At 61.3% G+C, this 26,361-nt stretch carries 29 protein-coding genes and 4 tRNA genes; 23 read left to right on the top strand and 10 right to left on the bottom strand.

The genetic code is table 11. The features are described 5' to 3' along the window. Window positions 1-14: 14 nt before the first annotated feature. Complete coding sequence (locus tag AC0ZJQ_RS13895; protein WP_102828815.1) at window positions 15-1,262, bottom strand: OmpP1/FadL family transporter; 1,248 nt, start codon at window positions 1,260-1,262, stop codon at window positions 15-17. A gap of 169 nt (window positions 1,263-1,431) precedes the next feature. After that, entirely contained in the window at window positions 1,432-2,274 is an 843-nt protein-coding gene (locus AC0ZJQ_RS13890) for a sulfurtransferase (RefSeq protein WP_476476812.1), read from the bottom strand. A gap of 144 nt (window positions 2,275-2,418) precedes the next feature. On the opposite strand from AC0ZJQ_RS13890, the gene rnd reads away from it, so the two are divergent. From rnd to AC0ZJQ_RS13835, 11 genes are all read left to right on the top strand, one after another. Next, the gene (gene rnd, locus AC0ZJQ_RS13885) at window positions 2,419-3,546 is read left to right on the top strand and encodes a ribonuclease D (protein ID WP_314019527.1); all 1,128 of its coding nucleotides are present in this window, start codon (window positions 2,419-2,421) and stop codon (window positions 3,544-3,546) included. Beyond that, window positions 3,543-3,836, top strand: a complete 294-nt coding sequence (locus AC0ZJQ_RS13880) for a YcgL domain-containing protein (protein WP_008569908.1) — start codon at window positions 3,543-3,545, stop codon at window positions 3,834-3,836. Before rnd ends, AC0ZJQ_RS13880 begins: the two co-directional genes overlap by 4 nt. Before the next feature lie 89 nt (window positions 3,837-3,925). Then, window positions 3,926-4,321: a hypothetical protein gene (locus AC0ZJQ_RS13875; RefSeq protein ID WP_008569907.1), complete on the top strand. Its 396-nt coding sequence runs from the start codon at window positions 3,926-3,928 to the stop codon at window positions 4,319-4,321. A 116-nt stretch (window positions 4,322-4,437) separates the two neighbouring features. Continuing rightward, complete coding sequence (locus AC0ZJQ_RS13870; RefSeq protein ID WP_008569906.1) at window positions 4,438-4,887, top strand: YcgN family cysteine cluster protein; 450 nt, start codon at window positions 4,438-4,440, stop codon at window positions 4,885-4,887. Between the two features lie 56 nt (window positions 4,888-4,943). Continuing rightward, window positions 4,944-6,164 (top strand): hypothetical protein, encoded by a 1,221-nt coding sequence (locus AC0ZJQ_RS13865; protein WP_476476811.1) that lies wholly within the window; start codon window positions 4,944-4,946, stop codon window positions 6,162-6,164. A 201-nt stretch (window positions 6,165-6,365) separates the two neighbouring features. Then, window positions 6,366-8,990, top strand: coding sequence for an alanine--tRNA ligase (alaS, locus tag AC0ZJQ_RS13860; protein WP_476476810.1), 2,625 nt, complete (start codon window positions 6,366-6,368; stop codon window positions 8,988-8,990). Between the two features lie 52 nt (window positions 8,991-9,042). Continuing rightward, window positions 9,043-10,281: an aspartate kinase gene (locus AC0ZJQ_RS13855; protein WP_054095135.1), complete on the top strand. Its 1,239-nt coding sequence runs from the start codon at window positions 9,043-9,045 to the stop codon at window positions 10,279-10,281. A 180-nt stretch (window positions 10,282-10,461) separates the two neighbouring features. Beyond that, window positions 10,462-10,647 (top strand): carbon storage regulator CsrA, encoded by a 186-nt coding sequence (gene csrA / locus AC0ZJQ_RS13850; protein ID WP_003283978.1) that lies wholly within the window; start codon window positions 10,462-10,464, stop codon window positions 10,645-10,647. A 62-nt stretch (window positions 10,648-10,709) separates the two neighbouring features. Then, window positions 10,710-10,800: transfer RNA gene (locus AC0ZJQ_RS13845), tRNA-Ser, on the top strand. 107 nt (window positions 10,801-10,907) lie between these two features. After that, window positions 10,908-10,984: transfer RNA gene (locus tag AC0ZJQ_RS13840), tRNA-Arg, on the top strand. Window positions 10,985-11,054: 70 nt separating this feature from the next. Beyond that, window positions 11,055-11,131, top strand: a tRNA-Arg gene (locus AC0ZJQ_RS13835). 50 nt (window positions 11,132-11,181) lie between these two features. Here AC0ZJQ_RS13835 and AC0ZJQ_RS13830 read toward each other — a convergent pair. Then, on the bottom strand, window positions 11,182-11,676 hold the full coding sequence (locus AC0ZJQ_RS13830) for a DUF4124 domain-containing protein (RefSeq protein ID WP_237264077.1): 495 nt from the start codon (window positions 11,674-11,676) through the stop codon (window positions 11,182-11,184). A gap of 335 nt (window positions 11,677-12,011) precedes the next feature. On the opposite strand from AC0ZJQ_RS13830, the gene mgtE reads away from it, so the two are divergent. Further along, window positions 12,012-13,454, top strand: coding sequence for a magnesium transporter (gene mgtE, locus AC0ZJQ_RS13825; RefSeq protein WP_054095133.1), 1,443 nt, complete (start codon window positions 12,012-12,014; stop codon window positions 13,452-13,454). Window positions 13,455-13,551: 97 nt separating this feature from the next. Here the strand turns inward: mgtE and AC0ZJQ_RS13820 are convergent, their stop codons facing one another. From AC0ZJQ_RS13820 to AC0ZJQ_RS13810, 3 genes are all read right to left on the bottom strand, one after another. Beyond that, entirely contained in the window at window positions 13,552-13,878 is a 327-nt protein-coding gene (locus tag AC0ZJQ_RS13820) for an Arc family DNA-binding protein (protein ID WP_237264079.1), read from the bottom strand. Between the two features lie 221 nt (window positions 13,879-14,099). After that, complete coding sequence (locus AC0ZJQ_RS13815; RefSeq protein ID WP_237264080.1) at window positions 14,100-14,285, bottom strand: PA3371 family protein; 186 nt, start codon at window positions 14,283-14,285, stop codon at window positions 14,100-14,102. Between the two features lie 38 nt (window positions 14,286-14,323). Further along, window positions 14,324-14,530, bottom strand: coding sequence for a hypothetical protein (locus AC0ZJQ_RS13810; protein WP_237264081.1), 207 nt, complete (start codon window positions 14,528-14,530; stop codon window positions 14,324-14,326). 222 nt (window positions 14,531-14,752) lie between these two features. On the opposite strand from AC0ZJQ_RS13810, the gene AC0ZJQ_RS13805 reads away from it, so the two are divergent. After that, window positions 14,753-14,829, top strand: a tRNA-Arg gene (locus tag AC0ZJQ_RS13805). Between the two features lie 92 nt (window positions 14,830-14,921). On the opposite strand, the gene AC0ZJQ_RS13800 is transcribed toward AC0ZJQ_RS13805, so the two are convergent. The 4 genes from AC0ZJQ_RS13800 to flgA all read right to left on the bottom strand — a co-directional run bounded on the left by AC0ZJQ_RS13800 (window position 14,922) and on the right by flgA (window position 17,449). Continuing rightward, window positions 14,922-15,671, bottom strand: coding sequence for a flagellar brake protein (locus AC0ZJQ_RS13800; RefSeq protein WP_178091567.1), 750 nt, complete (start codon window positions 15,669-15,671; stop codon window positions 14,922-14,924). A 63-nt stretch (window positions 15,672-15,734) separates the two neighbouring features. Continuing rightward, the gene (locus AC0ZJQ_RS13795; protein ID WP_008570756.1) at window positions 15,735-16,205 is read right to left on the bottom strand and encodes a flagellar protein FlgN; all 471 of its coding nucleotides are present in this window, start codon (window positions 16,203-16,205) and stop codon (window positions 15,735-15,737) included. A 30-nt stretch (window positions 16,206-16,235) separates the two neighbouring features. After that, complete coding sequence (flgM, locus tag AC0ZJQ_RS13790) at window positions 16,236-16,565, bottom strand: flagellar biosynthesis anti-sigma factor FlgM (protein ID WP_008570755.1); 330 nt, start codon at window positions 16,563-16,565, stop codon at window positions 16,236-16,238. Between the two features lie 119 nt (window positions 16,566-16,684). Further along, the gene (flgA, locus tag AC0ZJQ_RS13785; RefSeq protein WP_391639104.1) at window positions 16,685-17,449 is read right to left on the bottom strand and encodes a flagellar basal body P-ring formation chaperone FlgA; all 765 of its coding nucleotides are present in this window, start codon (window positions 17,447-17,449) and stop codon (window positions 16,685-16,687) included. An 82-nt stretch (window positions 17,450-17,531) separates the two neighbouring features. Here flgA and AC0ZJQ_RS13780 point away from each other — a divergent pair, with 82 nt between their 5' ends. From AC0ZJQ_RS13780 to AC0ZJQ_RS13735, 10 genes are all read left to right on the top strand, one after another. Then, entirely contained in the window at window positions 17,532-18,464 is a 933-nt protein-coding gene (locus tag AC0ZJQ_RS13780) for a chemotaxis protein CheV (RefSeq protein WP_155550277.1), read from the top strand. Between the two features lie 36 nt (window positions 18,465-18,500). After that, window positions 18,501-19,325 carry a protein-glutamate O-methyltransferase CheR gene (cheR, locus tag AC0ZJQ_RS13775; RefSeq protein WP_178091569.1) on the top strand — a complete coding sequence of 275 codons (825 nt, stop codon included), beginning with the start codon at window positions 18,501-18,503 and terminating at the stop codon, window positions 19,323-19,325. Window positions 19,326-19,517: 192 nt separating this feature from the next. Further along, window positions 19,518-19,922, top strand: coding sequence for a flagellar basal body rod protein FlgB (gene flgB / locus AC0ZJQ_RS13770; protein WP_008570750.1), 405 nt, complete (start codon window positions 19,518-19,520; stop codon window positions 19,920-19,922). An 11-nt stretch (window positions 19,923-19,933) separates the two neighbouring features. Next, window positions 19,934-20,377, top strand: a complete 444-nt coding sequence (gene flgC, locus AC0ZJQ_RS13765) for a flagellar basal body rod protein FlgC (protein WP_008570749.1) — start codon at window positions 19,934-19,936, stop codon at window positions 20,375-20,377. Window positions 20,378-20,389: 12 nt separating this feature from the next. After that, window positions 20,390-21,073, top strand: a complete 684-nt coding sequence (gene flgD, locus AC0ZJQ_RS13760) for a flagellar hook assembly protein FlgD (RefSeq protein WP_008570748.1) — start codon at window positions 20,390-20,392, stop codon at window positions 21,071-21,073. A gap of 30 nt (window positions 21,074-21,103) precedes the next feature. Continuing rightward, window positions 21,104-22,690, top strand: coding sequence for a flagellar hook protein FlgE (locus AC0ZJQ_RS13755; protein WP_476476809.1), 1,587 nt, complete (start codon window positions 21,104-21,106; stop codon window positions 22,688-22,690). 197 nt (window positions 22,691-22,887) lie between these two features. Next, complete coding sequence (flgF, locus tag AC0ZJQ_RS13750; protein WP_314019485.1) at window positions 22,888-23,628, top strand: flagellar basal-body rod protein FlgF; 741 nt, start codon at window positions 22,888-22,890, stop codon at window positions 23,626-23,628. Between the two features lie 42 nt (window positions 23,629-23,670). Beyond that, window positions 23,671-24,456 (top strand): flagellar basal-body rod protein FlgG, encoded by a 786-nt coding sequence (gene flgG, locus AC0ZJQ_RS13745; protein ID WP_003287448.1) that lies wholly within the window; start codon window positions 23,671-23,673, stop codon window positions 24,454-24,456. A gap of 83 nt (window positions 24,457-24,539) precedes the next feature. Further along, window positions 24,540-25,238 (top strand): flagellar basal body L-ring protein FlgH, encoded by a 699-nt coding sequence (gene flgH, locus AC0ZJQ_RS13740; protein WP_155550280.1) that lies wholly within the window; start codon window positions 24,540-24,542, stop codon window positions 25,236-25,238. A gap of 17 nt (window positions 25,239-25,255) precedes the next feature. Continuing rightward, window positions 25,256-26,353, top strand: coding sequence for a flagellar basal body P-ring protein FlgI (locus AC0ZJQ_RS13735; RefSeq protein ID WP_008570743.1), 1,098 nt, complete (start codon window positions 25,256-25,258; stop codon window positions 26,351-26,353). Window positions 26,354-26,361: the final 8 nt, after the last annotated feature.

Genomic DNA, 26,361 nt, shown 5'->3' with positions numbered 1-26,361 from the left:
GGGGCTTTTTTGCATCAGAAGCGGTAGCTCAACGACGCACCAAAACCGTGGGCGCTGTTTTCGTAGGTGGCGTTGTAGACGCCACGGGTGGGGCTGCTACGGCGAATCTTGGTGTCCTCTTCCCACAGGTAGGAGTACGCCAGATCGACGGTAACGTCGGCGGTCGGATTCCATGCCACACCGAAGCTCACCGCCGTACGGTCGCCGGATGGGATGCGTGGCGAGCGGTGGGTGTTGTTGGTCGGGCTCTGATCGAAGGCCAGGCCGCTGCGCAGGGTCCATTGCTGGTTCAGCTTGAAGGCTGCACCCAGCGCATAGGACCAGGTGTCGTGCCAGTCCTGCTCTTCGATGATCGGGTCCAGACTGCCGCCTTGCAGCGGGCCCGGAAGCGACTCGTTCTCGATGATGATCGCCTCGAAACGGCTCCAGCGCGTCCACATGGCGCCTGCGTACAGGGTCCAACGATCATTCAGCTCGTGAGTCAGGGAGACGTCGACCGATTCCGGGGTGGTCAGATCCAGGGACGCGTCGTATTTGCCGGCGAACGGACCGAAGCCTGCTCCGCTGAGCTTGGTATCGCCTTCAAGGGTGTATTCGACCTTCGAGTGGTAGGTCACGCCCATACGCGTGTGCGGCGTGAACTCATACAGCACGCCTGCATTGAAACCGACGGCGGTGTCATCGCCTTTGACCTTGACCCGGCCGCCGTTGAGTGTGGCGCTCTGCAGCTCACCATCGATGCGGTTAAGGGTCGGGCCGATGCCGAACGACAGCTTTTCGTTGAAACGGTAGCTGATGGTCGGCTGCACGGTGATTACGCGAACCTCACTGTAGTCACCGAAAAAACGCCCCTGGAAGCCGCTTTCATAATCGGTTGCCAGGCCGAACGGCACATAGACGCCGACGCCCAGCGCCCATTTGTCGTCGATCGGATTGACGTAGTAACCCATCGGCACAGCGGTCGCGGGCACCATATCGCCGTCATTGGAACCGGTGGCCGGGAAGCTGCTGGTGTCGTCGATATCTGTGTTCGCTTTGATCGCCGCTGCGCCGAAGCTGACTTCTTCGCGGGTCAGGCGGGACATGCCGGCCGGGTTGCCGAACAGGGTGGTGGCGTCGTCGGCCGAAGATGATCGGCCGGCGTAGGAGGTGCCCATGCCACTGATGCTCTGTTCGTTCAGGGCAAAACCAGCGGCCATGGTCTGGCTGGACATTGCGCCCACGGCCAGGGCTAGAGCGGTCTTCAACCATGTTGTTTTCATTGTTGTACTCCTTAGAAAAAACGCGCCGGAACCTAGCAATCTTTTCTGACGAGCCGCAAATGAAACAGTGCAATTTTTCGTAAATCACACGACGATCGGTCGTGAAAAAACACGAGTTGAGGGCGAAAACCGAATATTCCGAACCTGACTGGTCGGTCTGATGGCGCCGTCAGGCGAACGGTCGCGCGGGGTCGGTGATCCATTCGCTCCACGAGCCGGGATACAGTCGTCCCAGCGGGTAACCCGCCAAGCTCAAGGCGAACAGGTTGTGGCAGGCGGTCACGCCCGAGCCGCAGTAGGCGATCACCTCGCCGGTATGGCCTTGCAGCAGGGTTGCAAAGCGTTCGTGCAGCTGCGCCGGGCTGAGGAAGCGCCCGTCGGCCGCGAGGTTGTCGGTGAACGGCGCGCAGATCGCCCCCGGGATATGCCCGGCAACCGGGTCGATCGGCTCGACTTCGCCGCGAAAGCGCGGCAGCGCGCGAGCGTCCAGCAGCGGTTGGGCGAGCGTGTCGAGTTCAGCAAGCAGCTGCTGCGCCTCGATGATCAGACTGTTGTCGGGCGAACCGGAAAAGTTGCCGGTTCGTGCCGCGGCTGGCCATGTGTCGAGTGGCAGGTTGACCGCGCTCCACGCCTTGAAACCGCCATCAAGCACGAACACATCTTCGCGCTTGCCGAGCCAGGCCAGCAGCCACCAGGCGCGAGCGGCAAACGCGCCGGGGCCGTCGTCGTACAGCACGATCTGGCTGTCGTTATCGATTCCCCAGCTGCGCAGGCGAGTGACGAGTTCCGCGGCATCTGGCAGCGGATGGCGGCCGGTCGCGCCCTTGATCACCGGGCCGGACAGGTCCTGCTCCAGATCGACGAACTGCGCCCTCGGGATATGGCTCAGCGCATGGCTGCGTCGGCCGTACGCCGGGTCCTCCAGCGCGAAACGGCAGTCGAGAATGCGCAGTTGCGGCTGCTGCAGGCGTTCGGCCAGTTGCTGCGCGCTGATGAGTTGGGCAAGAGACATGGGTGGGCTCCGGTCGGCGATGAATGCTGCACACTAGCAGGCCAGGCACGCTCGATGAATGCCCCCGGCGCGCGCCAGCCGCGATATATACTGCGCGCCTCGTTCGGCCGCGCGCCGGTCGTCAGCCGAATCAAGGAGGGCCGTGTGGCCATCGAAACTCAATGGGTCCTGGATGATGCGCATCTGGCCCGCCTCTGCGCCGAGTGGCGGCAACTGCCCTTCGTGGCGCTCGATACCGAGTTCATGCGCGTCGATACCTTCTACCCGATCGCCGGTCTGGTGCAGATAGGCGATGGGCGATGCGCCTATCTGATCGATCCGCTGACTGTAAAGGACTGGCAGCCGTTCGCCGGGCTGTTGCAGGACACTGCCGTGGTCAAGGTGTTGCACGCCTGCGGTGAGGACCTTGAGGTGCTGTCGCGTCTGACCGGGCAACTACCGGCGCCGCTGTTCGATACCCAGCTGGCGGGCGGCTACCTCAATCTCGGCTTTTCCATGGGCTATTCGCGCCTGGTGCATGCGGTGCTGGGGCTCGATCTGCCGAAGGATGAAACCCGCTCCGACTGGCTGCAGCGTCCGTTGAGCGAGATGCAGATGCGCTACGCAGCGGAGGATGTGCAACATCTGGCCGAACTGTATGCCGCGCTGCTACCGCGCCTCAGCGAGGACAAGCGGCGCTGGGTGGTGGAGGACGGTGCCGAGCTGGTCGCCAACCTGCAGCGTGAAACCGATCCGGACGAAGCGTATCGCGAGGTCAAGCAGGCCTGGCGATTGCGGCCGCAGCAACTCGCCGTGCTCCGTGTGCTGACGGCCTGGCGCGAGCGGCAGGCGCGGGCGCGTAATCAGCCGCGCAACCGCATCCTGCGCGAGGCGAGCCTGTGGCCACTGGCGCGCACGCAGCCGAAGGACCTGGTAGCGCTGGCGCGTATCGAAGACATGCATCCGCGCACGGTGCGCCAGGATGGCGAGACGCTGCTTGAACTGATTCGTCAGGCCGCCGCGCTGCCGGCGCAGGAATGGCCTGCCGCGTTGCCCGAGCCGCTACCGCTGGAAGCTGCGTCCGTTCTGAAGAAACTGCGTGCCGTCGGCCAGCGTACGGCGAAGGAATTGGATATCGCGCCGGAGATCATGCTGCGCAAGAAGATTCTCGAGGCGCTGCTCAAGAGCGGCTATCCCAACGGACCCTACAGTCTCCCCGAATCGCTGCGCGGTTGGCGCCGCGAGCGCATGGGGCAGGCATTGCTCGACGTACTGGAAAAATCGCCATCATGAAACGCATCTGCTCCATCTATAAAAGCCTGCGCAAGAACGGGATGTACCTGTATGTCGACAAGCGCGATGCGCTCGCGCGCGTGCCCGAGGGGCTGCTCGCCGCATTCGGCACGCCGCAGCTCGCATTCGAACTGGTACTGACGCCGGAGCGCCAGCTGGCGCGCGAGGATATCGGCAAGGTGCTGGCCAATCTCGAGACGCAGGGTTATCACCTGCAGATGCCGCCGGCGGAAGACGATTACATCGAGCACTTGCCCGAAGAGCTGCTGCGCATGAACGACCCGCTGTGACAACGTTACGCAGTCGGACTTGATCGGAGTCGGGTTGCGTGCGGTTTTCAAGCCTATGCTGAAAGTCCCCTGAACAAAGGAGACGGTTCATGAACATTCAATCGTGGTTACTCGGTTCCCTGTTCGCCGGCCTGGCGCTGACGGCCCAGGCGCAAGACGCACCGGCCGCGGCCGACAATTCCGCGGCCTGGCAGCAGCACTGGCAGCAGATGCAGGAGTATCGGCAGGCCTGGCAGGCGGCGAAGACCCCGCAGGAGCGCCAGAAACTGCAGGCCGAACACTGGCAGAGCATGCAATCCGGTATGGGCATGATGGGCGGCTGCCCGATGGCTGGCGGTCCCGGCATGGGCATGAAAGGCGGCAAAGGCATGATGGGCGGGGGCATGATGGGCGCGCCGACCAAGGAGATGCTTGATCTGCGTATTCAGCACATGGAGCAGATGCTCGAGCAGATGCGCAGCCATCGTCAGATGCTCGACCAGTAACGACCCCGCGCGCGTTCGGGCCGCTCCCTGCGGCCCGAGTCGCACGCCATCCGGTCGCGCTTGGCCCGTCACGGGCCAATGGCTAGACTCACAGTTTTTCTGGAGCCTCAGTCGTAATGGCCGCCAAAGTCGAACCTTTCTGGAAGCGCAAAACTCTCGCCGAACTCGACGCCGGGGAGTGGGAGTCGCTGTGCGACGGCTGCGGTCTGTGCTGCCTGCAGAAGCTCGAAGACGAAGAAGACGGCAGCGTCTATTACACGCGCATCGCCTGCAAGCTGCTGGATCTGGATAGCTGTCGCTGCAGCGATTACCCCAATCGCCGTGCCAGCGTGCCGGACTGCATCCAGCTCAATGCCCGGGATGCCGCGCAATTCAAATGGCTGCCGCCGACCTGCTCCTACCGTCTGGTCGCCGAGGGAAAGGATCTGCCGCTCTGGCACCACCTCGTCTGTGGCGATCGCAACGCGGTGCACGTCGAACGTATATCGCAAGCCGGTCGAATGCTCGCTGAAGGCAGCGTTGCCGAAGAGGATTGGGAGGATCACCTGATCTTTCGCGCCGGATGAGTTCGGCGCTTGTCCGATGTCTACCCGCCACCCCTAGTCCCGGAGTCATAGCCCTGATGCGCGTTCATGTGCTTTCCCTGCTTGCCGTTCTGCTGCTCGGCGCGACACCGGCGTGGGCCGGACAGCGGGTCGATCTCGATTACCTCGTGCGCTTTTTCCCCGAGCAGGATCAGGCCGAAGTGCAACTGACGCTGGAAAAAGGCGAGGTGATACGCAGCCTGGATTTGAGCCTCGGTGACGAGGGTTACTACAGCGCCTTCCAGGCCGATGGCGAATGGCTGCAGCAGTCGCCTGAGCGGGGCATCTGGCGGCCGGCGAAGGGCAAGGCTCGGCTGACCTACCGCGTGCGTATCAGCCATCCTCGCGACAGCGGCCGTTTCGATGCGCGGATGACCGCGGACTGGGCGCTGTTTCGTGGCGATGATCTGGTGCCGGCAGCGCGGCTCGATGAGTTGGAGGGGACGAAACTGGTTTCGCGCCTTAGCTTCGAGCTGCCCGAGGGGTGGAAGAGCGTCGAAACCGGCTGGCCGCGTATCGGCAAGAACCGCTTCCGCATTGACAACTCCGAGCGAATCTTTGATCGCCCCACCGGCTGGATGCTCGCCGGCAAGCTGGGCAGTCGTCGCACGCGGCTAGGCGAAACCGATGTGACGGTTGCCGCGCCGGTGGGCGAGGGCGTGCGGCGCATGGACATCCTCACGCTGCTGACCTTCGTCTGGCCGGAGCTGCAGAACGTATTTCCGCGCGACCCGGATAAGCTGCTGATCGTCGGCGCCGGGGATCCGATGTGGCGTGGCGGGCTCTCCGCGCCGAATTCGCTTTATCTGCACGCCGATCGCCCCCTGGTCAGCGAGAATGGCACCAGCTCGCTGATTCACGAGCTGGTACACGTCTTCAGCCGCATCAGCGACACCGACCGCAGCGACTGGATCAGCGAAGGCCTGGCCGAGTACTACGCCATCGAACTGATGCGCCGTGCTGGCGGCATGAGCGAGGGGCGCTATCAGGCGGTGCGCGAGCACCTGACGGAGTGGAGTCGCGGAATCACCAGTCTGCGTACTGAGCGAGCTACCGGGCCGGTTACCGCACGGGCGGTGTTGCTGCTGCAGGAACTGGATCGGGAAATTCGCCAGCGCAGCAAGGGGCGGCATTCGCTGGACGATGTCAGCCGCGGGCTGATGCGCCTGGACAAGGTCAGCACCGATGACTTCATCGATATCACCGCGGCGCTGCTCGGCGGTGCCTCCAAGGTGCTTGCCACGCCGCTGTTGCGTTGAGGTCGGCGCAGCGCAAAACGTGCGTTGCGCCTGCGGTCAAATGGGTTGATTCAATCGCATTTATCCCCTATACCCGGTGCGCCGTGCCGATATAATGCGGCCCTTTGCCGATATCCGTTTGGATGGTTGCATAACGGCACCGCGGTGCTGACGCACCGCGCCGTTTTGCGGCGTTCGGCCGCAGTCCTCTGGAAGAAATCTATGAAAAGCGCAGAAATCCGTGAAGCCTTCCTGAGCTTCTTCGAAGAGAAGGGGCACACCCGTGTGGCCTCCAGTTCGTTGATTCCGGCGAACGACCCGACGCTGCTGTTCACCAACGCCGGCATGAACCAGTTCAAGGACTGCTTCCTCGGCCTGGAGAAGCGCGCCTATACCCGCGCCACTACCAGCCAGAAGTGCGTGCGTGCCGGCGGCAAGCACAACGACCTGGAAAACGTCGGCTACACCGCGCGTCACCACACCTTCTTCGAGATGCTCGGCAACTTCAGCTTCGGCGATTATTTCAAGCGCGACGCTATTACCTATGCCTGGGAATTCCTCACTTCCGAGAAGTGGCTGAACCTGCCCAAGGAAAAGCTCTGGGTGACCGTCTACGCCACCGACGACGAGGCCTACGACATCTGGACCAAGGACGTCGGCATTCCCGCCGAGCGCATGGTACGCATCGGCGACAACAAGGGCGCGCCCTACGCTTCGGACAATTTCTGGGCGATGGGCGATACCGGCCCGTGCGGCCCGTGCACCGAGATCTTCTTCGACCACGGCGAGCATATCTGGGGCGGCCCGCCCGGCTCCCCGGAAGAGGACGGTGACCGCTACATCGAAATCTGGAACAACGTGTTCATGCAGTTCAACCGCACCGCGGACGGCGTCCTGCACCCGCTGCCGGCGCCGAGCGTGGATACCGGCATGGGGCTGGAGCGCATCAGTGCCGTGCTGCAGCACGTGAACTCCAACTACGAAATCGACCTGTTCCAGAGTCTGCTCAACGCGGCAGCTGAGGCCATCGGGTGCGCCAACGAAGGCCAGGCCTCGCTCAAAGTGGTCGCTGACCACATCCGCTCCTGCGGCTTTCTGATCGCTGACGGGGTGACCCCGTCCAACGAAGGGCGCGGCTACGTGCTGCGGCGCATCATTCGCCGCGCCTGCCGCCACGGCAACAAGCTGGGTGCCAGAGGTAGCTTCTTCTATCGCATCGTTGCGGCGCTGGTTGCCGAAATGGGCGAGGCTTTCCCTGAGCTGAAACAGCAGCAGGCGCATATCGAACGCGTGCTGAAGAACGAGGAAGAACAGTTCGCCAAGACTCTCGAGCAGGGCCTGAAGATTCTCGAGCAGGACCTGGCCGAACTGTCGGGCAGCATCATTCCGGGCGATGTGGTGTTCAAGCTGTACGACACCTACGGCTTCCCGGTGGACCTGACCGCGGATATCGCCCGTGAGCGGGAGCTTACCCTCGATGAGGAAGGCTTCGAGCGCGAAATGCAGGCTCAGCGCGAGCGCGCCCGCTCGGCCAGTGCCTTCGGCATGGACTACAACAGCCTGGTCAAGGTCGAAGGCGAGACCCGTTTCACGGGCTACCAGGGTACGGTCGGTCAGGGCACGGTGTTGGCGCTGTTCAAGGAAGGCATGGCGGTGGATAGCCTGAGCGCCGGCGAGGAGGGCGTGGTGGTTCTGGACCAGACGCCGTTCTATGCCGAATCGGGCGGTCAGGTTGGAGACTGTGGCTATCTTGTGGCCGAAAATCTGCGCTTCGATGTGCGCGACACCAGCAAGGCCGGTGGGGCGTTTCTGCATCACGGCATTCTCGACAGCGGCAACCTGCGCGTCGGCGCCAGCGTCGATGCGACTGTTGACGCCTCGGTGCGCCAGGCCACCGCGCTCAATCATTCGGCCACTCACCTGCTGCATGCCGCACTGCGCGAGACGCTCGGTGAGCATGTGAGCCAGAAGGGCTCGCTGGTCGATAGCCAGCGGCTGCGTTTCGATTTCAGCCATTTCGAGGCAATCAAGCCCGCGCAACTCAAGGCCCTGGAAGACAAGGTCAACGCCGAGATCCGTCGCAACACCGCTGTGGATGTCGAGGAAACCGACATCGACACCGCCAAGGCCAAGGGCGCGATGGCGCTGTTCGGCGAGAAGTATGGCGACACCGTGCGAGTGCTGAGCATGGGTGGCGGTTTCTCGGTGGAGCTGTGCGGCGGCACCCATGTGTCGCGTACAGGTGACATCGGCCTCTTCAAGATCGTCAGCGAAGGCGGTGTAGCTGCCGGGGTACGGCGTATCGAGGCGGTGACTGGAGCCCAGGCGCTGGCATATCTGAACGATGCCGAGGAGCAGTTGAAGGAAGCGGCGAGCCTGGTCAAGGGCAGTCGGGAAAACCTGCTCGACAAGCTGGCCGGTGTGCTCGAACGCAACCGTCAGCTTGAAAAGGAGCTAGAGCAGCTCAAGGCCAAAGCGGCCAGTGCTGCTGGCGATGACCTTGCCGGTTCGGCAATCGAACTGCAGGGCGTGCGAGTGCTGGCGGCGCGCCTGGATGGGCTGGATGGCAAGGCTCTGCTCGCGCTGGTCGATCAGCTCAAGAACAAGCTCGGCAGTGCGGTGATCCTGCTCGGCGGCGTGCAAGACGACAAGGTGGTGCTGGTGGCGGGCGTGACCCAGGATCTTACGGCTCGATTCAAAGCGGGCGACCTGATGAAGCAGGCCGCGGCGGCAGTGGGCGGCAAGGGCGGCGGGCGTCCGGATATGGCTCAGGGCGGTGGTAGCGAGCCTGGGCGGCTGGATGATGCCCTCGGTCTTGCGCGCTCTTTCGTCGAGCAGGGGCTCTGAGGCGAGCTGGACGGTTTAACGACTGCCCTCGAAGGGCTTAGGCGGTAATGAAATGGCTTTGATCGTACAGAAATTTGGCGGCACTTCGGTCGGTTCCGTTGAGCGCATCGAGCAGGTGGCCGAGAAGATCAAGAAGTTCCGCGACGGCGGAGACGATATCGTCGTCGTGGTATCGGCCATGAGCGGTGAAACCAATCGGCTTATCGATCTGGCCAAACAGATCAGCGATCAGCCGGTAGCGCGCGAGCTGGATGTGATGGTCTCCACCGGCGAGCAAGTGACGATTGCCTTGCTGGCTATGGCGTTGATCAAGCGCGGTGTGCCGGCGGTTTCGTTCACCGGCAACCAGGTGCGCATTCTGACCGACAGCGCGCACACCAAGGCGCGCATCCTGCAGATTGATTCGCAGCGCATCCAGCGCGAGCTTAAGGCGGGGCGTGTGGTGGTGGTGGCCGGCTTCCAGGGTGTGGACGGAAAAGGCAATATCACCACGCTCGGTCGCGGCGGTTCGGATACGACGGGCGTGGCACTGGCCGCCGCGCTCAAGGCCGATGAGTGCCAGATTTACACGGACGTCGACGGCGTCTATACCACCGATCCACGGGTCGTCGCCAAGGCCCGGCGCCTGGACAAGATCACCTTCGAGGAAATGCTCGAAATGGCCAGTCTGGGCTCGAAAGTGCTGCAGATCCGCGCCGTCGAGTTCGCCGGTAAGTACAGCGTGCCTCTGCGCGTGCTGCATAGCTTTCAGGAGGGTCCCGGGACCCTCATCACCCTTGATGAAGAGGAATCCATGGAACAGCCGATCATCTCAGGCATCGCCTTCAATCGCGACGAAGCCAAGCTGACCATCCGTGGGGTGCCGGACACGCCCGGCGTGGCCTTCAAGATTCTCGGTCCGATCAGTGCTGCCAATGTCGAGGTCGACATGATCGTGCAGAACGTGGCGCACGATAACACCACGGACTTCACCTTCACCGTGCATCGCAACGACTACAACAGCGCATTGCAGATTCTGCAGACCATTGCGAACGAGATGGGCGCTCGGGAGGTTATCGGTGATACCGATATCGCCAAGGTGTCGATTGTCGGGGTAGGCATGCGCTCGCATGCTGGCGTTGCGAGTCGCATGTTCGAGGCGCTGGCGAAGGAGAACATCAATATCCAGATGATCTCGACTTCCGAAATCAAGGTTTCGGTGGTCATCGAGGAAAAGTATCTCGAGCTCGCCGTGCGCGCGCTGCATACTGCATTCGAACTGGATGCCCCGGCTGCGAAAACGGCCGAGTGAAGCACAGAAGGCGCGTCTAGTACGCGCCTTCTGTCGTATTGGCTGTGGCGCGAGGAACTTTACCGCCTCGCCAGAAGGTCAATAGCTGGTGCAAGCTGTACGCTAAGCGTGTCGCGGCGCATTATCCGCCTTTTATTTTGCAGACTGCTTACTGACTGAATCCGTTTTAAGGAGAAAGGAATGCTGATTCTGACTCGCCGGGTCGGAGAGACCCTGATGGTGGGTGACGATGTGACTGTCACTGTTTTGGGTGTGAAGGGGAACCAGGTACGCATCGGTGTGAATGCACCCAAGGAGGTTGCGGTGCATCGCGAAGAGATTTATCAGCGCATCCAGAAAGAGAAGGATCAAGAACCAAGCCACTAATTTTTATGTAATTTCTGGCTTTGCAAACGGGGTAAAGATGGTTATGATGCGCCCCGTGTTGCGGAGAGGTGGCCGAGTGGCCGAAGGCGCTCCCCTGCTAAGGGAGTACACCTCAAAAGGGTGTCGGGGGTTCGAATCCCCCCTTCTCCGCCATTTTGCGTTCTAGGGTTTTTGGTTTGCGGATGCCTGCTTTCAGTGGAAAGCGTCAAGGTAAAATGCTTGACCGACATGCTCAACTCCCTATAATGCGCACGCTCAGCGCACTCATAGCTCAGCTGGATAGAGTACTCGGCTACGAACCGAGCGGTCGGAGGTTCGAATCCTCCTGAGTGCGCCATTATGTAAGAAGCTTTGATTTTCATCGAAGGTTCTGCAGCCAGAAGCGAGCTGGCTTATCAAGCGCTTACGCACTCATAGCTCAGCTGGATAGAGTACTCGGCTACGAACCGAGCGGTCGGAGGTTCGAATCCTCCTGAGTGCGCCATACCAAGAAGGGCCTGCAGTAATGCAGGCCCTTTTTCGTTTCTGAGCGAATCATCGTTTGCCGGTAACGCAGCCTTTCTCATCGAAGGTTACGGTACGCGCTCGGCCTTCGCTTTTCTCGTAGCGATAGCGAGTGCGGCCATTGGTGCTGACGACGCTACTGGGGCGTCCAAGGGCGCTTTCCACGTCGGAACGAGTCATCCCGCTAAGTATCCGCTGTTTAATGATCGCCTCGCGGCGCTCTCCGCCGCTGATGAGGTTGCCGCAGCCATCGTGCCGTTCGGCGACGATGGTGAGCTGGTCGCTCGACGGCGTCGTCTTGCGCGTACTGCGCGGATTGGTCGTAGCCATTTTGACCGCCTTGCCGCTACCGGGTGTGGGGTTGTAGGCCTGCTGCTTCTGTATGTCACTGCCGCCTGGACAGCCTTGCTGAGCGTAGGTGATTCGCCCTGCCTCGTCCGTACAGCGAAATACCGTTGCTGCAGCCGGTGCTTGGCTGATCAGTATGGCGAAGGCGAATAAGGTGGCGGAAAGGGGGTAATGCATGTTCGTCCTCCATGACGAAGAAAGGGCATAAGCCTAGGCGTAAAATTCTTCTTGTGCAGCTGTGCCTTGCTGTGGCGTGAAGGCGTCGACAGATGAGCTCGCCTCGTGTTGGTGGTGTTCGGGCGACTGCACAGCTGGCGCCAAGCAGTTGTATTCGCGGTCATTTGAACAGTCTTGCCGATAGAGCGGTGGTATCATTGCGGCGTTCGCCTTCGGGCTTGTGGAATCGAACCATCCCATGGACTTACCCAGTAGTCGCTCAAGAATCCTGCTTGCCAATCACATGACTGATTGATCCTCTTGGCGTGCCCCTCGCGCTGGGGGTGGAGTGCGCCATGACAGAAGTAGAAGCAAAAAAAACGCAAGAAACGCTGCAGGATCGCCTGGCGCAGGTGATCGAACTATTGCATCGGCACCGCCTGGTCGAAGATCTCACTCATCGTCAGGAGGGCGAGCATCAGGAGCTAGTGGAGAGCCTGGTGCATCGGCAAAACCTAGCGGAATTGCAGCGCAAGCTCGATGCGCTGCATCCGGCAGACGTTGCGCATATTCTCGAAGCGCTTCCTCTCGATGACCGTCTTACCGTTTGGCAGCTGGTAAAAGCCGAACGCGACGGCGACATTCTTCTCGAAGTTTCCGACGCGGTGCGCGAGACGCTGATCGCCGACATGGATGATCACGAGCTGCTTGCCGCCGCCAAGGAAATGGATGCCGATGAGTTGGCCGACCTTGCGCCCGAACTTCCGCGGGATGTCGTGCACGAGCTGATGGAAACGCTCGATGCGCAGCAGCGAGAGCGGGTTCGCTCGGCTCTGTCCTATGAGGAAGATCAGGTCGGTGCGCTGATGGACTTCGAGATGGTGACCATCCGCGAGGATGTCAGTCTAGAGGTCGTGCTGCGCTACCTGCGTCGCCTCAAAGAGTTGCCTGGTCATACCGACAAGCTGTTCGTGGTCGATTACGACGGCGTGCTCAAAGGCGTATTGCCGATCAAGCGGCTGCTGGTTAATGACCCGGAAAAGCAGGTGGCCGAGGTCATGGCCAGCGATCCCGTCACCTTTCATCCTGACGAAGACGCCTACGAGGCGGCGCAAGCCTTTGAACGCTATGACCTGGTTTCCACGCCTGTTGTCGACAAGGGCGGAAAGCTGATCGGGCGTCTCACAATAGATGAGATGGTCGACCTGATTCGCGAAGAGAGCGAAAGCGAAGTGCTCAGCATGGCTGGTCTGCGCGAAGAGGAGGACATATTCGCGTCGGTATGGAAATCGGTTCGCAACCGTTGGGCCTGGCTCGCCGTGAATCTGGTTACCGCGTTTATTGCTTCACGTGTGATTGGTCTGTTCGACGGTTCGATCGAGAAATTGGTGGCGCTTGCAGCGCTGATGCCGATTGTTGCTGGGATCGGTGGCAACTCGGGTAACCAGACGATCACCATGATCGTGCGCGCTATGGCGCTCGATCAGGTTGGTACCGGCAATACGGCCCGCTTGTTGCGCAAGGAGCTTGGAGTGGGGTTGGCCAACGGTGTGGTTTGGGGGGGGGTAATTGGGCTTGTGGCCTACTGGTTATACGGCAGCTGGTCGCTGGGCGTGGTGATGACGGCCGCAATGACCTTGAATCTCCTGCTGGCTGCGTTGATGGGGGTACTTATTCCGATGACACTTGCCCGTCTGGGGCGCGATCCGGCAATGGGGGCCAGTGTGATGATCACGGCCATGACCGACAGCGGTGGTTTTTTCATCTTTCTAGGTTTGGCGACAGTTTTCCTTCTCTAGCCCTGGCGTGTAGCAATAAAAAATCCGATGCCCTGTGGGGTATCGGATTTTTTGGCACTCATCGAAACTGACAAGACCGGCTTGTGGCTGCTGGTGCTCAGGCTTCTTCTTTAGCCAGCTCCGCGTCCTGAGCGATCAGAGCAATCAGGGCATTCTGTTGGCGATGCGTGAGCTGGCGGAAGCGCTGTAGCAGCTCACGCTCGTGAATCGACAGTTCGGGGCTGTCCAGGCGCATGCTCAGATCGTCATCTAATGCGCCTTCCTGCAGGAGGCTCTGCTCCAGGCGCGCAATGATCTCGGAGTTCATGCTGCGGTGGTGGTTGCGCGCGACGTCGGCAATGCGCTCACGCATGCCGTCGGGCAGTCGAACCACGAATTTGTCAGCCGTTCGGCTGGAATAAACTGCCTGCTTCATAGGGCGCATAATAAACCGGTTAGTCAGGTTGGCGTGGTGGCTTATTGCCGTGAAAGGTCATTGGTCTGACAACCGCCGTCCCGCGCTGTTCCGTTTGCGTAGAAAAACTTTTGGGACGGGTTGGTGGCGCCAATTGTACGGCGGTTATGCGAAGCGGGTAAAGGCATTTTGCTATTAGTGTGCGCTGATTGTGATCGGCCGCACCCCGGACAATCGCGAGCCGGGCGCAGTCAACGCAGCACGGGATCAAACTTGATGCGTCGCCCAATCAACATGGCACCTATAAACGCCAGGCCGCAAATAACCAGTCCTGCCTGCGCGGCGATGTACCAGCCTTTGGCAACTTGTGGCTCGATGATCAGAAATGCGCCGAAGATCGCCCCAATAAGTAGACAGAAGATGGCGAAGTTGGACATTGCAGCTCCCTCTAGTTTTAGTCGGTCGCTAAATCGGATCAGAAGATCCATCGCTGTGGTTGACTGAGGCTCGTTGGGCCGGCTCCGCTCATGTTGAGAGCGCGTGCGGCAGGTGCTTCGAGGCCCGGCATGCCTGGCTGCGCTGCATTCGCTGTTCTGAAATCGGTGCTGTGTTCCGCCGGCGGGTGTGTCATGGCTGCATTGAGTGCGAGCGTCGTGCCGAGCAGGCAAATCATTTTCCACATGATGCGTATCCTTCGCTGATGGGTTATTCCAAAAGGAAGCACGCGTCATGCCAATGATTTGTTAAAAAAAATCACTTTAGAATCAATAAGATAGCGTACGTTGTGGAAGGTATCGTATTGCAGAATGCATGATTCTAAAAATCGGAATTGCATTTTGCATGCAGGCTGATGGGCGACCTGGCATGACAAAAACGGCTCGGCTCGCTAACATGCCGCGCGCACGTCCCAGTAGCTCAATTGGATAGAGCATCCCCCTCCTAAGGGGAAGGTTGTGAGTTCGAACCTCGCCTGGGACGCCAGCCTTCAAGTAGCGCTGCTTCGCTACTTTCCTGCCTTGATCGAGACTCTCGTGCCGGAGCGCTGCTGGCGTCCTGCTGGGCGGGATATCGGCTCAGTCGAGCCCATCTTCCGACTGATTACGGCGTGCTTCGCGCTGCAGTTGATAGACAAAGCGCTCGACATTTCGCTGGGTAAGACCGTTGATGCGGTAGAAGCTCAATCCGCAGAAGGTCAGGTCGAGTTTTTCGTCGTATGCGACGTGGCGAAGTTCCGCAGCAGACTGCACCGTGCCGCTCGGGAGGCGTACGGAGAGCTGTTCGTATACCTGGCCGGTCTGCAGCCGGCTTTGTACATCGCCTTTGAAACTCACCTTGCAGCCGGTGGCGGAGATGTCGAGAAGCTTGCCTTCTAGGCTGTTGCGAAGCCTGTTGCCGCCCAGCGTGGTGACAATAGGCGCGCCTTGCAGCGGCGCGCGATAGGCGTTGCGGCGCTGGTGATAGGTCAGCTCTGTGGGGATCGGAACCCAATAGCAGCGTGCGCCATCCATCTCGCTCGGATGGACCGGCTGGGAATTGCTCCAGGCTATTCTCACGCCTTCGTCGAACGCTTCCAGGTGAAAAGCTTCACCCTGAAGTAGTAGGCGCTCGCCGTCATTGGGGATCAGTTCATCTAGCGCAAGCCAGCCTTTCTCGCGGTCCAGTTCGATCAGAAAGCTCTGGTAGCGCTGGTTGCGCTCGTCGAAGCGAATCATCACCGGGCTGCGGTTATCGAGCAGCGGTTTTAGGCTCGCATGAATTTCCAGGGGCGAGGTCAGCAGCTTGGGTGGTTGTGGGCCAGCTTCTTCAATGAAAGGATTTGCCACGTTCCAAGTCTCTCAGCGCAGCTACGTCGCGAACGGTCATGCCCGCGCGTCCGTGTGGGGGGATCAGGCCTGGCTGAGAGGCCTTTGTTGAGTGGTCTTGGCCGTGCCGCCCCGGTTGTCGTACAGGTCCGGCGTCGCGTTACTGCCTTGCAGAATCTCCAGCATGCTGCCGACGGCTGCGCGATTGGCGCGAATCAGTCGGCCGTTACGCTCGTTGGCTGCGCGGCAGGCATTCAAGGCAGCCTCGAGTGAATCGGCCTGCTCAAGAATGCGGGGGCCTAGTGGGGTCTTCGCGGCGAGTTGTTGCAGGCCGGCACGATCCGAGCTCAGCCCTTGTTCGCTCAGCCACTGGCTGCGCAGGCCGCCATGCTGTCCGAGTAGTGCAAGCAGTGGTTGCGTCTGCGAGAGTATGCCTTCCAGCTTCGCCAGATCACGTTCACTTAGCGCCTGAAATTCCTGCTCGGCGAGCTCAAGTAATTGCTGGGCGATGTCGATATCGCCATTGAGTTGCTGGAGCAGGGCTTCGTCTTGCATGTCTGGCTCGGAAAAGGGCGCTGAGTCGCCTTAGCGTTGGGTTTCAAACGCCAGCAGCTTGGAGGCGACGCGCTGGCTGTCGACCTGATAGCTGCCGTCGGCGATGGCTTGCCGCAGTTTGGCCACGCGCTCCTGATCTACGGTCGGCTGTTCATTGAGCTTGTCCATGGCCTGCTGCAGGCGCTGGGCTTCGGGGCTCAGTTGTACGGATTCGCCAGCCGGAGCCGTAGTGTTGCCGCTGACTGGTGCGGTGTCGCCGCTAGCCGGCTGCGCCGTGGGGCGTTCGTTGCCTTGAACGGTGCCGCTACGCGTAGCGGTCGACCCGAGAGCGCTGTTGGGCCGGTTGAAGTCGATGACCATGATGCAAACCTCGAAGGAATCAGGACGCTTGCCCGGTTTTCGGCAACGTCCGGAAGAACTTTAGCTTTTTTATCCACCATCGTCATGGCCGTGTCTCGCACATGCAGCGGGAAGCTCCGCTACATGGCCACCTCAACCTGCCCGGGGCCAGCGACCCGAGCTTTGACGACTCGTCCCGAGCGCAGGTTCTTTACACGGATCTGCGTGCCGGGTGCACCGTCGGACAGCGCTTCACCGGGCATGCGGACGTTGATGCCTCCGCTGCGCGCGGTGATGACTACCTGATCGCCCTTGCGTACCACCTCGGCGAGCTGCAGAAGGGTAGGCGCGAGCGCCTGATCGAGTTGAACCGGGCGCGTCAGCTTGTTGCCCAACACCTGGTCGAGCGACGTCAGATAGCCCTGGTTGAGCAACGACACATCCCGTTCGGCCAGGTATACGTCGGTGGCGCTGAGGGTGCTGTCGCGCCTGAGTGGGCGTGCGGCGATGATGACATCCCGAAACAGGCGAACCTGGCCAGGAACGAACAGTGACCACGGCGAGCTGCCTTCGCAACTGACGCGAACCGTGACGCGACCGATCGGTTGCGCAGGGCTCTCGAGCTTAAAGGTGAGTGGCTTGTCGCAACTGGCCAGGCGCAGGCGAGGGTCCAGGCGATTCACTTCGATTTCGTGACGGCCCGCGATGTCGCTACGTCGCAGATAGTCCGTCGTCGCCTGCTCAAGAAACTTTCGAGTCTCGTCGATAAGCTGGTCAGGATGTGACAGAGTCGGCATCTGCTCCGCTAGAGCAGAGGCACTGAGCAGGGCCAGACACGCAAAGATGGCGAGGCGGCTGCGCGTCGTTTTGGCGGCGTGTCGAAATAATGTCGGTTGAGCATTCATGGCTCGATCCGAAGCAAGGGGCGTGCCCATCAAGCCCGTTTGGCTTTAGGCAGCGCTGCTGCTAACGCAAGAGGATGACGGCATGGCCGGAGTATTGGATTCGGTTAACCAGAGAACCCAGTTGGTGGGGCAGAACCGTCTGGAGCTGCTGTTGTTCCGCCTCGATGGCGCGCAGTTGTACGGCATCAACGTGTTCAAGGTGAAAGAAGTTCTACAGTGCCCGCGTCTGACCGTCATGCCGCGCTCGACCGCTGTCGTCCGCGGTGTCGCCAATATCCGTGGCAATACGTTGCCGATCCTCGATCTGGCGTTGGCGATCGGCAAGCCCGCGCTCGACGATCTGCAGAGCTGCTTTACCATCATCACCGAGTACAACAACCGGACTCTTGGTTTCTTGGTGCGATCAGTCGAGCGCATCGTGAACATGAACTGGGAGGAAATCCTCCCGCCGCCCAAGGGGGCCGGACGCGATCATTACCTCACGGCAGTGACGCATTTCGACGGGCAGATGGTCGAAATCATCGACGTGGAAAAGGTTCTGGCCGAAGCCGCGCCGGTTTCAGAAACGGTTTCGGCCGCTGTCATCGATGCCGATGTGCAGGCCCGTGCCGGGTCGTGTCGCGTGCTGATCGTCGACGACTCCTCCGTCGCGCGAAAGCAGATCATCCGCTGTCTGCAGAATCTGGGCGTAGAGGTGGTAGCGCTCAATGACGGGCGTCAGGCGCTGAACTATCTGAAGGCAATGGCCGATGAGGGGCGACGTCCGGCCGATGAGTTCATGATGATGATTTCCGATATTGAAATGCCGGAAATGGATGGCTATACCCTGACTACTGAGGTGCGTCACGACCCGCGTATGCAGGACATGCATATCCTTTTGCATACCTCGCTATCGGGGGTATTCAACCAGAACATGGTCAAGCGGGTTGGCGCGAACGATTTTCTTGCCAAATTCCAGCCGGACGATCTGGCCACCCGCGTGGCGGAGCGGATAAAACGTGCGGACCGAAACTGAGGCCATGACCTCTCATTACCAGGGCGGGAGCAATTAGTGTCAGGCGATCAGGATTTCGAGCAGTTCCGGGTATTTCTTGAAAAGACGTGCGGCATCCTGCTGGGCAGCAACAAGCAGTATCTGGTCTCCAGTCGACTGAACAAGCTGATGGAGCAACAGCACATCAGCTCGCTTGGTGAGTTGGTCAGAAAGATTCAGAGCATGCCGCGCTCGGGCCTGCGCGAGCAGGTCGTCGATGCCATGACGACCAACGAAACCCTGTGGTTTCGCGACACCTATCCCTTTGAGGTGCTCAAGAACCGAGTGCTGCCCGAGCTGCTCAAGAGTGGTGCGGGCCAGCGGCTGCGGATCTGGTCGGCTGCCTGCTCCTCGGGGCAGGAGCCTTATTCGCTGTCGATGAGTATCGATGAGTTCGAGCGGGCGAACCCGAGCCAGCCGCGGCTGGGTGTGCAGATCGTCGCCACCGAATTGTCCGGAACCATGCTGGCGGCCAGCAAGGCGGCCGAGTATGACGGCCTGGCCATCGCCCGCGGCTTGTCCAGCGAGCGTCTGCAGCGCTACTTCGATGTTGCCGCGCCGGGGCGTTGGGTGGTCAAACCACCTATTCGCGCACGCGTCGAGTTCCGGACACAGAACCTGCTCGACAGCTATGCCGCGCTGGGCAAGTTCGACATCGTGTTCTGCCGTAACGTACTGATCTACTTTTCCGCCGACGTGAAGAAAGACATCCTTCGCCGTATTCATGCGACGCTCAAGCCCGGCGGTTACTTGTTCCTCGGCGCTTCCGAGGCGCTCAACGGCTTGCCTGAGCTGTATCAGATGGTTCAGTGCAGCCCGGGCATCATTTATCAGGCGCGATAGCCTTTGGCGGCGGCAGAAAACCGTCATGCATCATGACGGTACGCGGCAACCCAGCGGTAAAGCCTTGCCGCTTTTGACGCCTAAACTGGCGTCGCTCGAAATAAGTCCTTATAAATCAATCTGTTGAATAGATGGCATGGGCTTTGCTCAAGTTTGCGCCAGCAGACTTGTATCCGGCAGAGGTCCAGATCCATGAGCATCAGTTTCGACAAGGCACTCGGCATTCACGAGAAGGCGCTTGGTTTTCGTGCGCAGCGTGCCGAGGTGCTGGCCAACAACATCGCCAACGCCGATACGCCCAACTATAAGGCGCGTGATCTAGACTTCGGCGCCGTTTTGGCGGCGCAGGCCGCACGCGGTGAGGGCAGCTTCGCCACGCGTACCACCGACGCCCGGCACATCGCCGCCGAAGGACTGGAGATCGCCGATCCTTCGTTGCGCTTTCGCACGCCGGCGCATGCCTCGCTCGATCAGAACACCGTCGATCTGCAGATCGAGCAATCCAACTACGCGCAGAACGCCGTCGATTTTCAGGCGAGCTTCACGTTGCTCAACAGTAAGTTCCGCGGGCTAATGAGCGCCCTGCGTGGCGAATAAGGAGTCCAGCCATGTCCCTGAGTAATGTCTTCAACATCGCTGGTAGTGGCATGAGTGCGCAAAGCACGCGCCTCAACACTATCTCCAGCAATATCGCCAACGCCGAGACGGTGTCGTCCAGCGTCGATGAGACCTACCGGGCTCGCCACCCAGTGTTCGCCACCATGCTGCAGCAGGCCAGCGGCGCGCCGAACGAGTCACTGTTCGCCGATCAGGACCAGGCCGGCGTCGGTGTGCAGGTGCTTGGTGTGGTCGAGGACCAGAGCGAGCTGCAGGCCCGTTACGAGCCCAATCACCCGGCGGCCGACGACAAGGGCTACGTCTACTACCCGAACGTCAATGTGGTGGAGGAGATGGCCGACATGATTTCCGCCAGCCGCGCGTTCCAGACCAACGCCGAGCTGATGAACACGGCCAAGACCATGCTGCAGAAAGTGCTGACACTGGGTCAGTAAGGGAGCCTTTTGATGAGCACAACAAGCGGCGTTGGCGGTACCGGCTCGATACTGGATCAGTACCAGTTCGGCAAGGACCGTGAGGTCAAGGGCGAAGAGCTCGGCAAGAACGAGTTCCTCGAACTGCTGGTCGCGCAGATGAACAACCAGAATCCGCTGGAGCCGCAGGAGAACGGCGAGTTCATCGGCCAGCTGGCGCAGTTCAGCACCGTCGAGGGCGTCGAAAAACTGAATTCCAGCATGGAGACCATCCTCTCCGGCTACCAGTCGTCGCAAGCGTTGCAGGCCTCGTCGCTGGTAGGGCGCAAGGTCATCGTGCCGACCGACAAGGCGGTGGTCGACACCAGCGAAACCTTCAAAGCCAGCCTGGTACTGCCAACGTCGAGCAGCAACGTATTCGTCAACATCTACGACAGCACCGGCGCTTCGGTCAGTCGCGTCAACCTCGGGCAGCAGCAGGCCGGCAATGTCTCCTTCATGTGGGACGGCAAGGATGCCAGCGGCAAAACCTTGCCGCCCGGCACCTACAAGTTCGAGGCGCAGGCTACCTACGACGGCGAAACCAAGGGGCTGTACACCCTGCTTCCGGCCAACGTGGACAGCGTCACGCTCGGGCAGAACGGCGGGGAGCTGATGCTCAACCTGGCCGGTATCGGCAGCATCGGGCTTTCCCAGGTCCAGGTCATCGGACAATAACCGCCGGCACTCGGCGAAAGGAGCGATTCAATGTCCTTCAATATCGGTCTTAGCGGCCTGCGTGCCGCGAGCAAGGATCTCAACGTTACCGGCAACAACATCGCCAACGCCGGAACGGTCGGCTTCAAGCAGTCGCGCGCGGAGTTTTCCGATGTGTACGCCGCGTCCGTCATGGGCACTGGCAAGAACCCGCAAGGCAGCGGGGTGCTGATGTCGAACATTTCCCAGCAGTTCAACCAGGGCAACATCAACTACACACAGAACGCGCTGGACCTGGCGATCAACGGCAACGGCTTCTTCCAGGTCAGTAACAACGGCGCCATGAGCTATACCCGCGCGGGCTACTTCGGCACCGATCGCACTGGTTTCCTGGTCGATAACTTCGGCTACAAGCTGCAGGGCTATCCGGTCGATGCGAACGGCAATCTGCAGAGCGGCGTGGTCGGCGACCTGCAGGTGCAGACCACCAACCAGGCTCCGAAGGCGACCAGCCAGATCACCACGGCGTTCAACCTGAACTCGACGCAGAAATCGCCGACAACCTGGCAGGCTGCGTACGATGCCGAAGTGCAGCCGTTCTATGACGCGGCCTATAACAACTCGCTGACCGCGGCCGGACAGGCTGCTTACGATGCCGAGTTTGCTGTGTCGGGCGATACGGCGGCAGCCGATGCCGCTCGCGCTGCAGCACTGGTTGATGCGACGAATATAGCTAATGCCCAGGCCGCGGGAGATGCCGCGAAAGCGCTGCCGGCGAACGTGACTGCGGCGTTGACCGCTGCGAATGCGACGTTCGATCCAACCGACCCCACGACCTACAACAGCTCGACTTCGCTGAACATCTACGATTCGCAGGGTAATGCGCATGTCATGACGCAGTATTTCGTCAAGACGAGTGCCAACACCTGGGACATGAAGGTGCTGATCGATGGGCGCAATCCTGCTAACCCGGCGCAGCAGCCGCCGCAGCCTTACGTCATGGGGCTGTCGTTCAATTCCTCCGGTGCGCTGACCGGCATCGATAACGGTGGCTCCGGGCTGTTCAGCGTTTCGCCGGACCTGAAGGTGACGCTGAATTCCGCCACTGGCAACCCTCCCGCTGGCGGTTGGATCCCGGCGATTTCCGACGGTGGTAGTCCAGCTACCTGGTCTGCCAACGGCGCCCTGGCCAATCCAGGCGGCATCGTCCTCGATTTCTCCAAGTCCTCGCAGTACGCCAGCACCTTTGCGGTGAACAATGTCGCGCAGGACGGTTACACCACCGGCGAGCTGGCCGGGCTGGAGATCGACGACACCGGCGTGATCTTTGCGCGCTACACCAACGGCCAGTCCAAGGTGCAGGGCCAGATTGTGCTGGCCAACTTCGCCAACGTGCAGGGCCTGACCCCGGTGGGCAAGACGCAGTGGGTGCAGTCGTTCGAATCCGGTGAGCCGGTGGTGGGAACGCCGATGTCCGGCACCCTCGGTGCGCTGCAGGCCGGTGCGCTGGAAGACTCCAACGTCGAGCTGTCCGATCAGCTGGTCAACCTGATCGTCGCCCAGCGTAACTATCAGGCGAACGCCAAGACCATCGAGACGGAAAGCGCAATCACCCAGACCATCATCAATCTGCGCTGAGGCTGAGCGGCAAGCGCCTTGCCGCCACCGGCAGGATTCCGCCGTTTCCTCGATCGAAGGCCCGCAAGGGCCTTCGTCGTTTCTGGAAAACGCTTTCGATTCAGTGGCTTGGGTGGTCTTGGGTGTGGTGGCACGCGCCTTGCTATCTCAATGCCAACAGAACGGCGAGTGTCAATCTCGCGTCTTGGAGTTTGCTGATGGACAAGATGCTCTACGTGGCCATGACCGGCGCCAGCCAGAACGCGCGGGCACAGCAGGCCCATGCGAACAACCTGGCGAACATCTCCACCACCGGATTTCGGCGGGATTTCGAGCAGGCGCGTTCGATGCAGGTGTTCGGCGACAGTTTCCCGGCGCGCGTCTACGCGATGACCGAGCGCCCGGGGACGGACTTTACCGCCGGCGCGCTGCAGGAAACCGGGCGCGACCTGGACGTCGCCATCGAAGGCGAGGGCTGGATTGCGGTGCAGGCGCCCGATGGTGGTGAAGCCTACGTGCGCACCGGCAGCCTGAGCATCGATGTGCTCGGCGTGCTGCGTACCGCCGATGGCATGCCGGTGATGGGCAACGGCGGGCCGATCGCCATTCCGCCCGAGGAAAAGGTCGACATCGGTCAGGACGGCACCATCAGTATCCGCGCGCTGGGCGAAGACCCGAACGTAGTCGTCACCGTCGATCGCCTGAAACTGGTCAATCCCGATCCGCAGCAGCTGGAGAAGGGGACGGATGGCCTGATCCGCATGAAGGACGGCCAGCCCGTGGAGGCTGACGCAGGCGTGCGCGTGACCTCGGGTTTCCTCGAGGCGAGCAACGTGAATGCGGTGGCCGAAATGACATCCATGCTGGCGCTGTCGCGCCAGTTCGAACTGCACGTGAAGATGATGCGCACCGCCGAGGATGATGCGGCTGCGATGGCTCGCGTCCTGCAAATCAGCTAACACCAGCGCGTCGCGTCCGCTCGACGTACGAGGAGAAAGCACATGCTTCCAGCACTTTGGGTCAGCAAGACCGGTTTGTCCGCCCAGGACATGAACCTGACGACCATCTCGAACAACCTGGCCAACGTCTCGACCACTGGCTTCAAGCGTGACCGTGCCGAATTCCAGGACCTGCTCTATCAGATCCGTCGCCAGCCCGGCGGTCAGTCCAGCCAGGACAGCGAACTGCCGTCCGGCCTGCAGCTGGGTACCGGGGTGCGCATCACTGGCACGCAGAAGATCTTTACCACCGGCAGCCTGCAGACCACCGAGCAGCCGCTGGACATGGCGATCAACGGGCGCGGCTTCTTCCAGGTGCTGCTGCCCGACGGCACGGTGTCCTATACCCGCGACGGCAGCTTCCACCTGAGCTCCGATGGCCAGATCGTCACCTCCAACGGTTATTCGCTGGAGCCTGCCATCGTCGTGCCGCCGGAAACCCAGACCTTCACCGTCGGCGAAGACGGCACCGTCTCGGTGACCACACTGGGCAACGCGCAGCCGCAGATCATCGGCAATATCCAGACGGCCGACTTCATCAATCCGGCCGGCCTGCAGGCGATGGGCAGCAACCTGTTCCTTGAGACCGCCGCCAGCGGCGCGCCGCAGATCAGCACGCCGGGCCTCAACGGTCTGGGTACGGTGCTGCAGAACACCCTGGAAAATTCCAACGTCAGCGTGGTGGAGGAGCTGGTCAACATGATCACCACCCAGCGCGCCTACGAGATGAACTCCAAGGTCATCTCCACCGCCGACCAGATGCTGTCGTTCGTTACCCAGCAGCTGTAAGTCGCGTTAGCCGTTGTTGCAGGGCATGGATAGCTCGCTGTGTCCGAAGTCGTTTCAGTGGCCCTGTCCGGGCTGAGGTGTGTATGAGCCGCTTGTTGACCGTTGTTGTCTCGATATCGTCCGCGCTGGCCCTGGCTGGCTGCGTGGCGCCGGCGCCCAAGCCGAACGATCCGTACTACTCGCCGGTGCTGCCGCGTACGCCGCTGCCGGCGGCGCAGAACAACGGTGCGATCTATCAGGCCGGTTTCGAGACCAACCTCTACGACGACCGCAAGGCCTTCCGGGTGGGCGACATCATCACCATCACCCTCAACGAGCGGACTCAGGCGAGCAAGAATGCCTCGTCGCAGATTTCCAAGGACAGCAGCGCGAACATCGGCCTGGGCTCGCTGTTCGGCGGTGGCGTTTCGATGGGCAATCCGCTGACCGGCACCAAGATGACGCTCGGCGCCGAATACGAGGCTGAGCGTGACACCTCCGGCTCCGGCCAGGCGGGGCAGAGCAACAGCCTGTCCGGCTCGATCACGGTGACCGTCTCCGAGGTGCTGCCCAACGGTATTCTCGCGGTGCGCGGCGAGAAGTGGATGACGCTCAACACCGGCGACGAGCTGGTGCGCATCGCCGGCCTGGTGCGTGCCGACGACATCACCACGGACAACACCGTGCCTTCGACACGGATTGCCGACGCGCGCATCACCTATTCGGGGACGGGTGCCTTCGCCGACGCGAGCCAGCCGGGGTGGCTGGATCGCTTCTTCATCAGCCCGCTGTGGCCGTTCTGACCGGAGGCTGTTCCATGATGCGCAAATTCTTCGTGCTGCTCGGCCTGCTCGGCCTGGCCATGACCGCCCAGGCCGAGCGCCTCAAGGACGTCGCCACCATCAATGGCGTGCGCGCCAACCAGCTGGTCGGCTACGGCCTGGTGGTCGGCCTGAACGGCAGCGGCGATCAGACCACGCAGACGCCGTTCACCGTGCAGACGTTCAACAATATGCTGGCGCAGTTCGGCATCAAGGTGCCGGCCGGCGGCAACGTGCAGCTGAAAAACGTCGCGGCGGTGTCCATTCACGCCGAGTTGCCGCCATTCGCCAAGCCTGGGCAGACCATCGACATCACCGTGTCCTCGATCGGTAACGCCAAGAGCCTGCGCGGCGGCAGCCTGCTGATGGCGCCGCTCAAGGGGATCGACGGTAACGTCTACGCCATCGCCCAGGGCAACCTGGTGGTTGGTGGTTTCGATGCCAGCGGCGCCGACGGCTCGCGGGTTACCGTCAACGTACCGTCGGCCGGGCGGATTCCGGGAGGAGCGACCGTCGAACGGCAGGTGCCGAGTGCCTTCAACCAGGGCAACACGCTGACGCTCAACCTCAATCGACCGGACTTCACCACGGCGAAGAACATCGTCGACCAGATCAATGACCTGCTCGGCCCGGGCGTGGCGCAGGCGCTGGACGGCGGCTCGATCAGCGTCAGCGCGCCGCTGGACCCGAGCCAGCGCGTGGATTACCTGTCGATCCTGGAGAATCTCGAGGTCGACGTCGGCCAGGCGGTGGCCAAGGTCATCATCAATTCGCGCACCGGCACCATCGTCATCGGTCAGAACGTGCGCGTGCAGCCCGCCGCCGTTACCCACGGCAGCCTGACGGTAACCATTACCGAAGACCCGCAGGTGAGCCAGCCGGAGGCGTTCTCCGGCGGGCAGACCGCGGTGGTGCCCAACTCCCGCGTGCAGGCCGAAGAGGAGGCCAAGCCGATGTTCAAGTTCGGTCCTGGTACCACGCTGGACGAGATCGTGCGTGCGGTGAACCAGGTCGGCGCGGCGCCCAGCGACCTCATGGCGATTCTCGAGGCGCTCAAGCAGGCCGGTGCGTTGCAGGCCGATCTGATCGTGATCTAAGGGTTTAA

The organism is Stutzerimonas sp. 21-1, from assembly GCF_056336065.1.
The sequence above is the reverse complement of the archived record's forward strand: the minus strand, read 5'-3'. Positions and strand labels throughout refer to the sequence as shown.

Coding starts and splice junctions, on each gene's coding strand:
- AC0ZJQ_RS13895 (WP_102828815.1), bottom strand. CDS start 1,262: ATGAAAACAACATGGTTGAAGACCGCTCTAGCCCTGGCCGTGGGCGCA.
- AC0ZJQ_RS13890 (WP_476476812.1), bottom strand. CDS start 2,274: ATGTCTCTTGCCCAACTCATCAGCGCGCAGCAACTGGCCGAACGCCTG.
- AC0ZJQ_RS13880 (WP_008569908.1), top strand. CDS start 3,543: ATGAAACGCATCTGCTCCATCTATAAAAGCCTGCGCAAGAACGGGATG.
- AC0ZJQ_RS13875 (WP_008569907.1), top strand. CDS start 3,926: ATGAACATTCAATCGTGGTTACTCGGTTCCCTGTTCGCCGGCCTGGCG.
- AC0ZJQ_RS13870 (WP_008569906.1), top strand. CDS start 4,438: ATGGCCGCCAAAGTCGAACCTTTCTGGAAGCGCAAAACTCTCGCCGAA.
- AC0ZJQ_RS13865 (WP_476476811.1), top strand. CDS start 4,944: ATGCGCGTTCATGTGCTTTCCCTGCTTGCCGTTCTGCTGCTCGGCGCG.
- alaS (WP_476476810.1), top strand. CDS start 6,366: ATGAAAAGCGCAGAAATCCGTGAAGCCTTCCTGAGCTTCTTCGAAGAG.
- AC0ZJQ_RS13855 (WP_054095135.1), top strand. CDS start 9,043: ATGGCTTTGATCGTACAGAAATTTGGCGGCACTTCGGTCGGTTCCGTT.
- csrA (WP_003283978.1), top strand. CDS start 10,462: ATGCTGATTCTGACTCGCCGGGTCGGAGAGACCCTGATGGTGGGTGAC.
- AC0ZJQ_RS13830 (WP_237264077.1), bottom strand. CDS start 11,676: ATGCATTACCCCCTTTCCGCCACCTTATTCGCCTTCGCCATACTGATC.
- mgtE (WP_054095133.1), top strand. CDS start 12,012: ATGACAGAAGTAGAAGCAAAAAAAACGCAAGAAACGCTGCAGGATCGC.
- AC0ZJQ_RS13820 (WP_237264079.1), bottom strand. CDS start 13,878: ATGCGCCCTATGAAGCAGGCAGTTTATTCCAGCCGAACGGCTGACAAA.
- AC0ZJQ_RS13815 (WP_237264080.1), bottom strand. CDS start 14,285: ATGTCCAACTTCGCCATCTTCTGTCTACTTATTGGGGCGATCTTCGGC.
- AC0ZJQ_RS13810 (WP_237264081.1), bottom strand. CDS start 14,530: ATGTGGAAAATGATTTGCCTGCTCGGCACGACGCTCGCACTCAATGCA.
- AC0ZJQ_RS13795 (WP_008570756.1), bottom strand. CDS start 16,205: ATGCAAGACGAAGCCCTGCTCCAGCAACTCAATGGCGATATCGACATC.
- flgM (WP_008570755.1), bottom strand. CDS start 16,565: ATGGTCATCGACTTCAACCGGCCCAACAGCGCTCTCGGGTCGACCGCT.
- flgA (WP_391639104.1), bottom strand. CDS start 17,449: ATGAATGCTCAACCGACATTATTTCGACACGCCGCCAAAACGACGCGC.
- AC0ZJQ_RS13780 (WP_155550277.1), top strand. CDS start 17,532: ATGGCCGGAGTATTGGATTCGGTTAACCAGAGAACCCAGTTGGTGGGG.
- flgB (WP_008570750.1), top strand. CDS start 19,518: ATGAGCATCAGTTTCGACAAGGCACTCGGCATTCACGAGAAGGCGCTT.
- flgC (WP_008570749.1), top strand. CDS start 19,934: ATGTCCCTGAGTAATGTCTTCAACATCGCTGGTAGTGGCATGAGTGCG.
- flgD (WP_008570748.1), top strand. CDS start 20,390: ATGAGCACAACAAGCGGCGTTGGCGGTACCGGCTCGATACTGGATCAG.
- AC0ZJQ_RS13755 (WP_476476809.1), top strand. CDS start 21,104: ATGTCCTTCAATATCGGTCTTAGCGGCCTGCGTGCCGCGAGCAAGGAT.
- flgF (WP_314019485.1), top strand. CDS start 22,888: ATGGACAAGATGCTCTACGTGGCCATGACCGGCGCCAGCCAGAACGCG.
- flgG (WP_003287448.1), top strand. CDS start 23,671: ATGCTTCCAGCACTTTGGGTCAGCAAGACCGGTTTGTCCGCCCAGGAC.
- flgH (WP_155550280.1), top strand. CDS start 24,540: ATGAGCCGCTTGTTGACCGTTGTTGTCTCGATATCGTCCGCGCTGGCC.
- AC0ZJQ_RS13735 (WP_008570743.1), top strand. CDS start 25,256: ATGCGCAAATTCTTCGTGCTGCTCGGCCTGCTCGGCCTGGCCATGACC.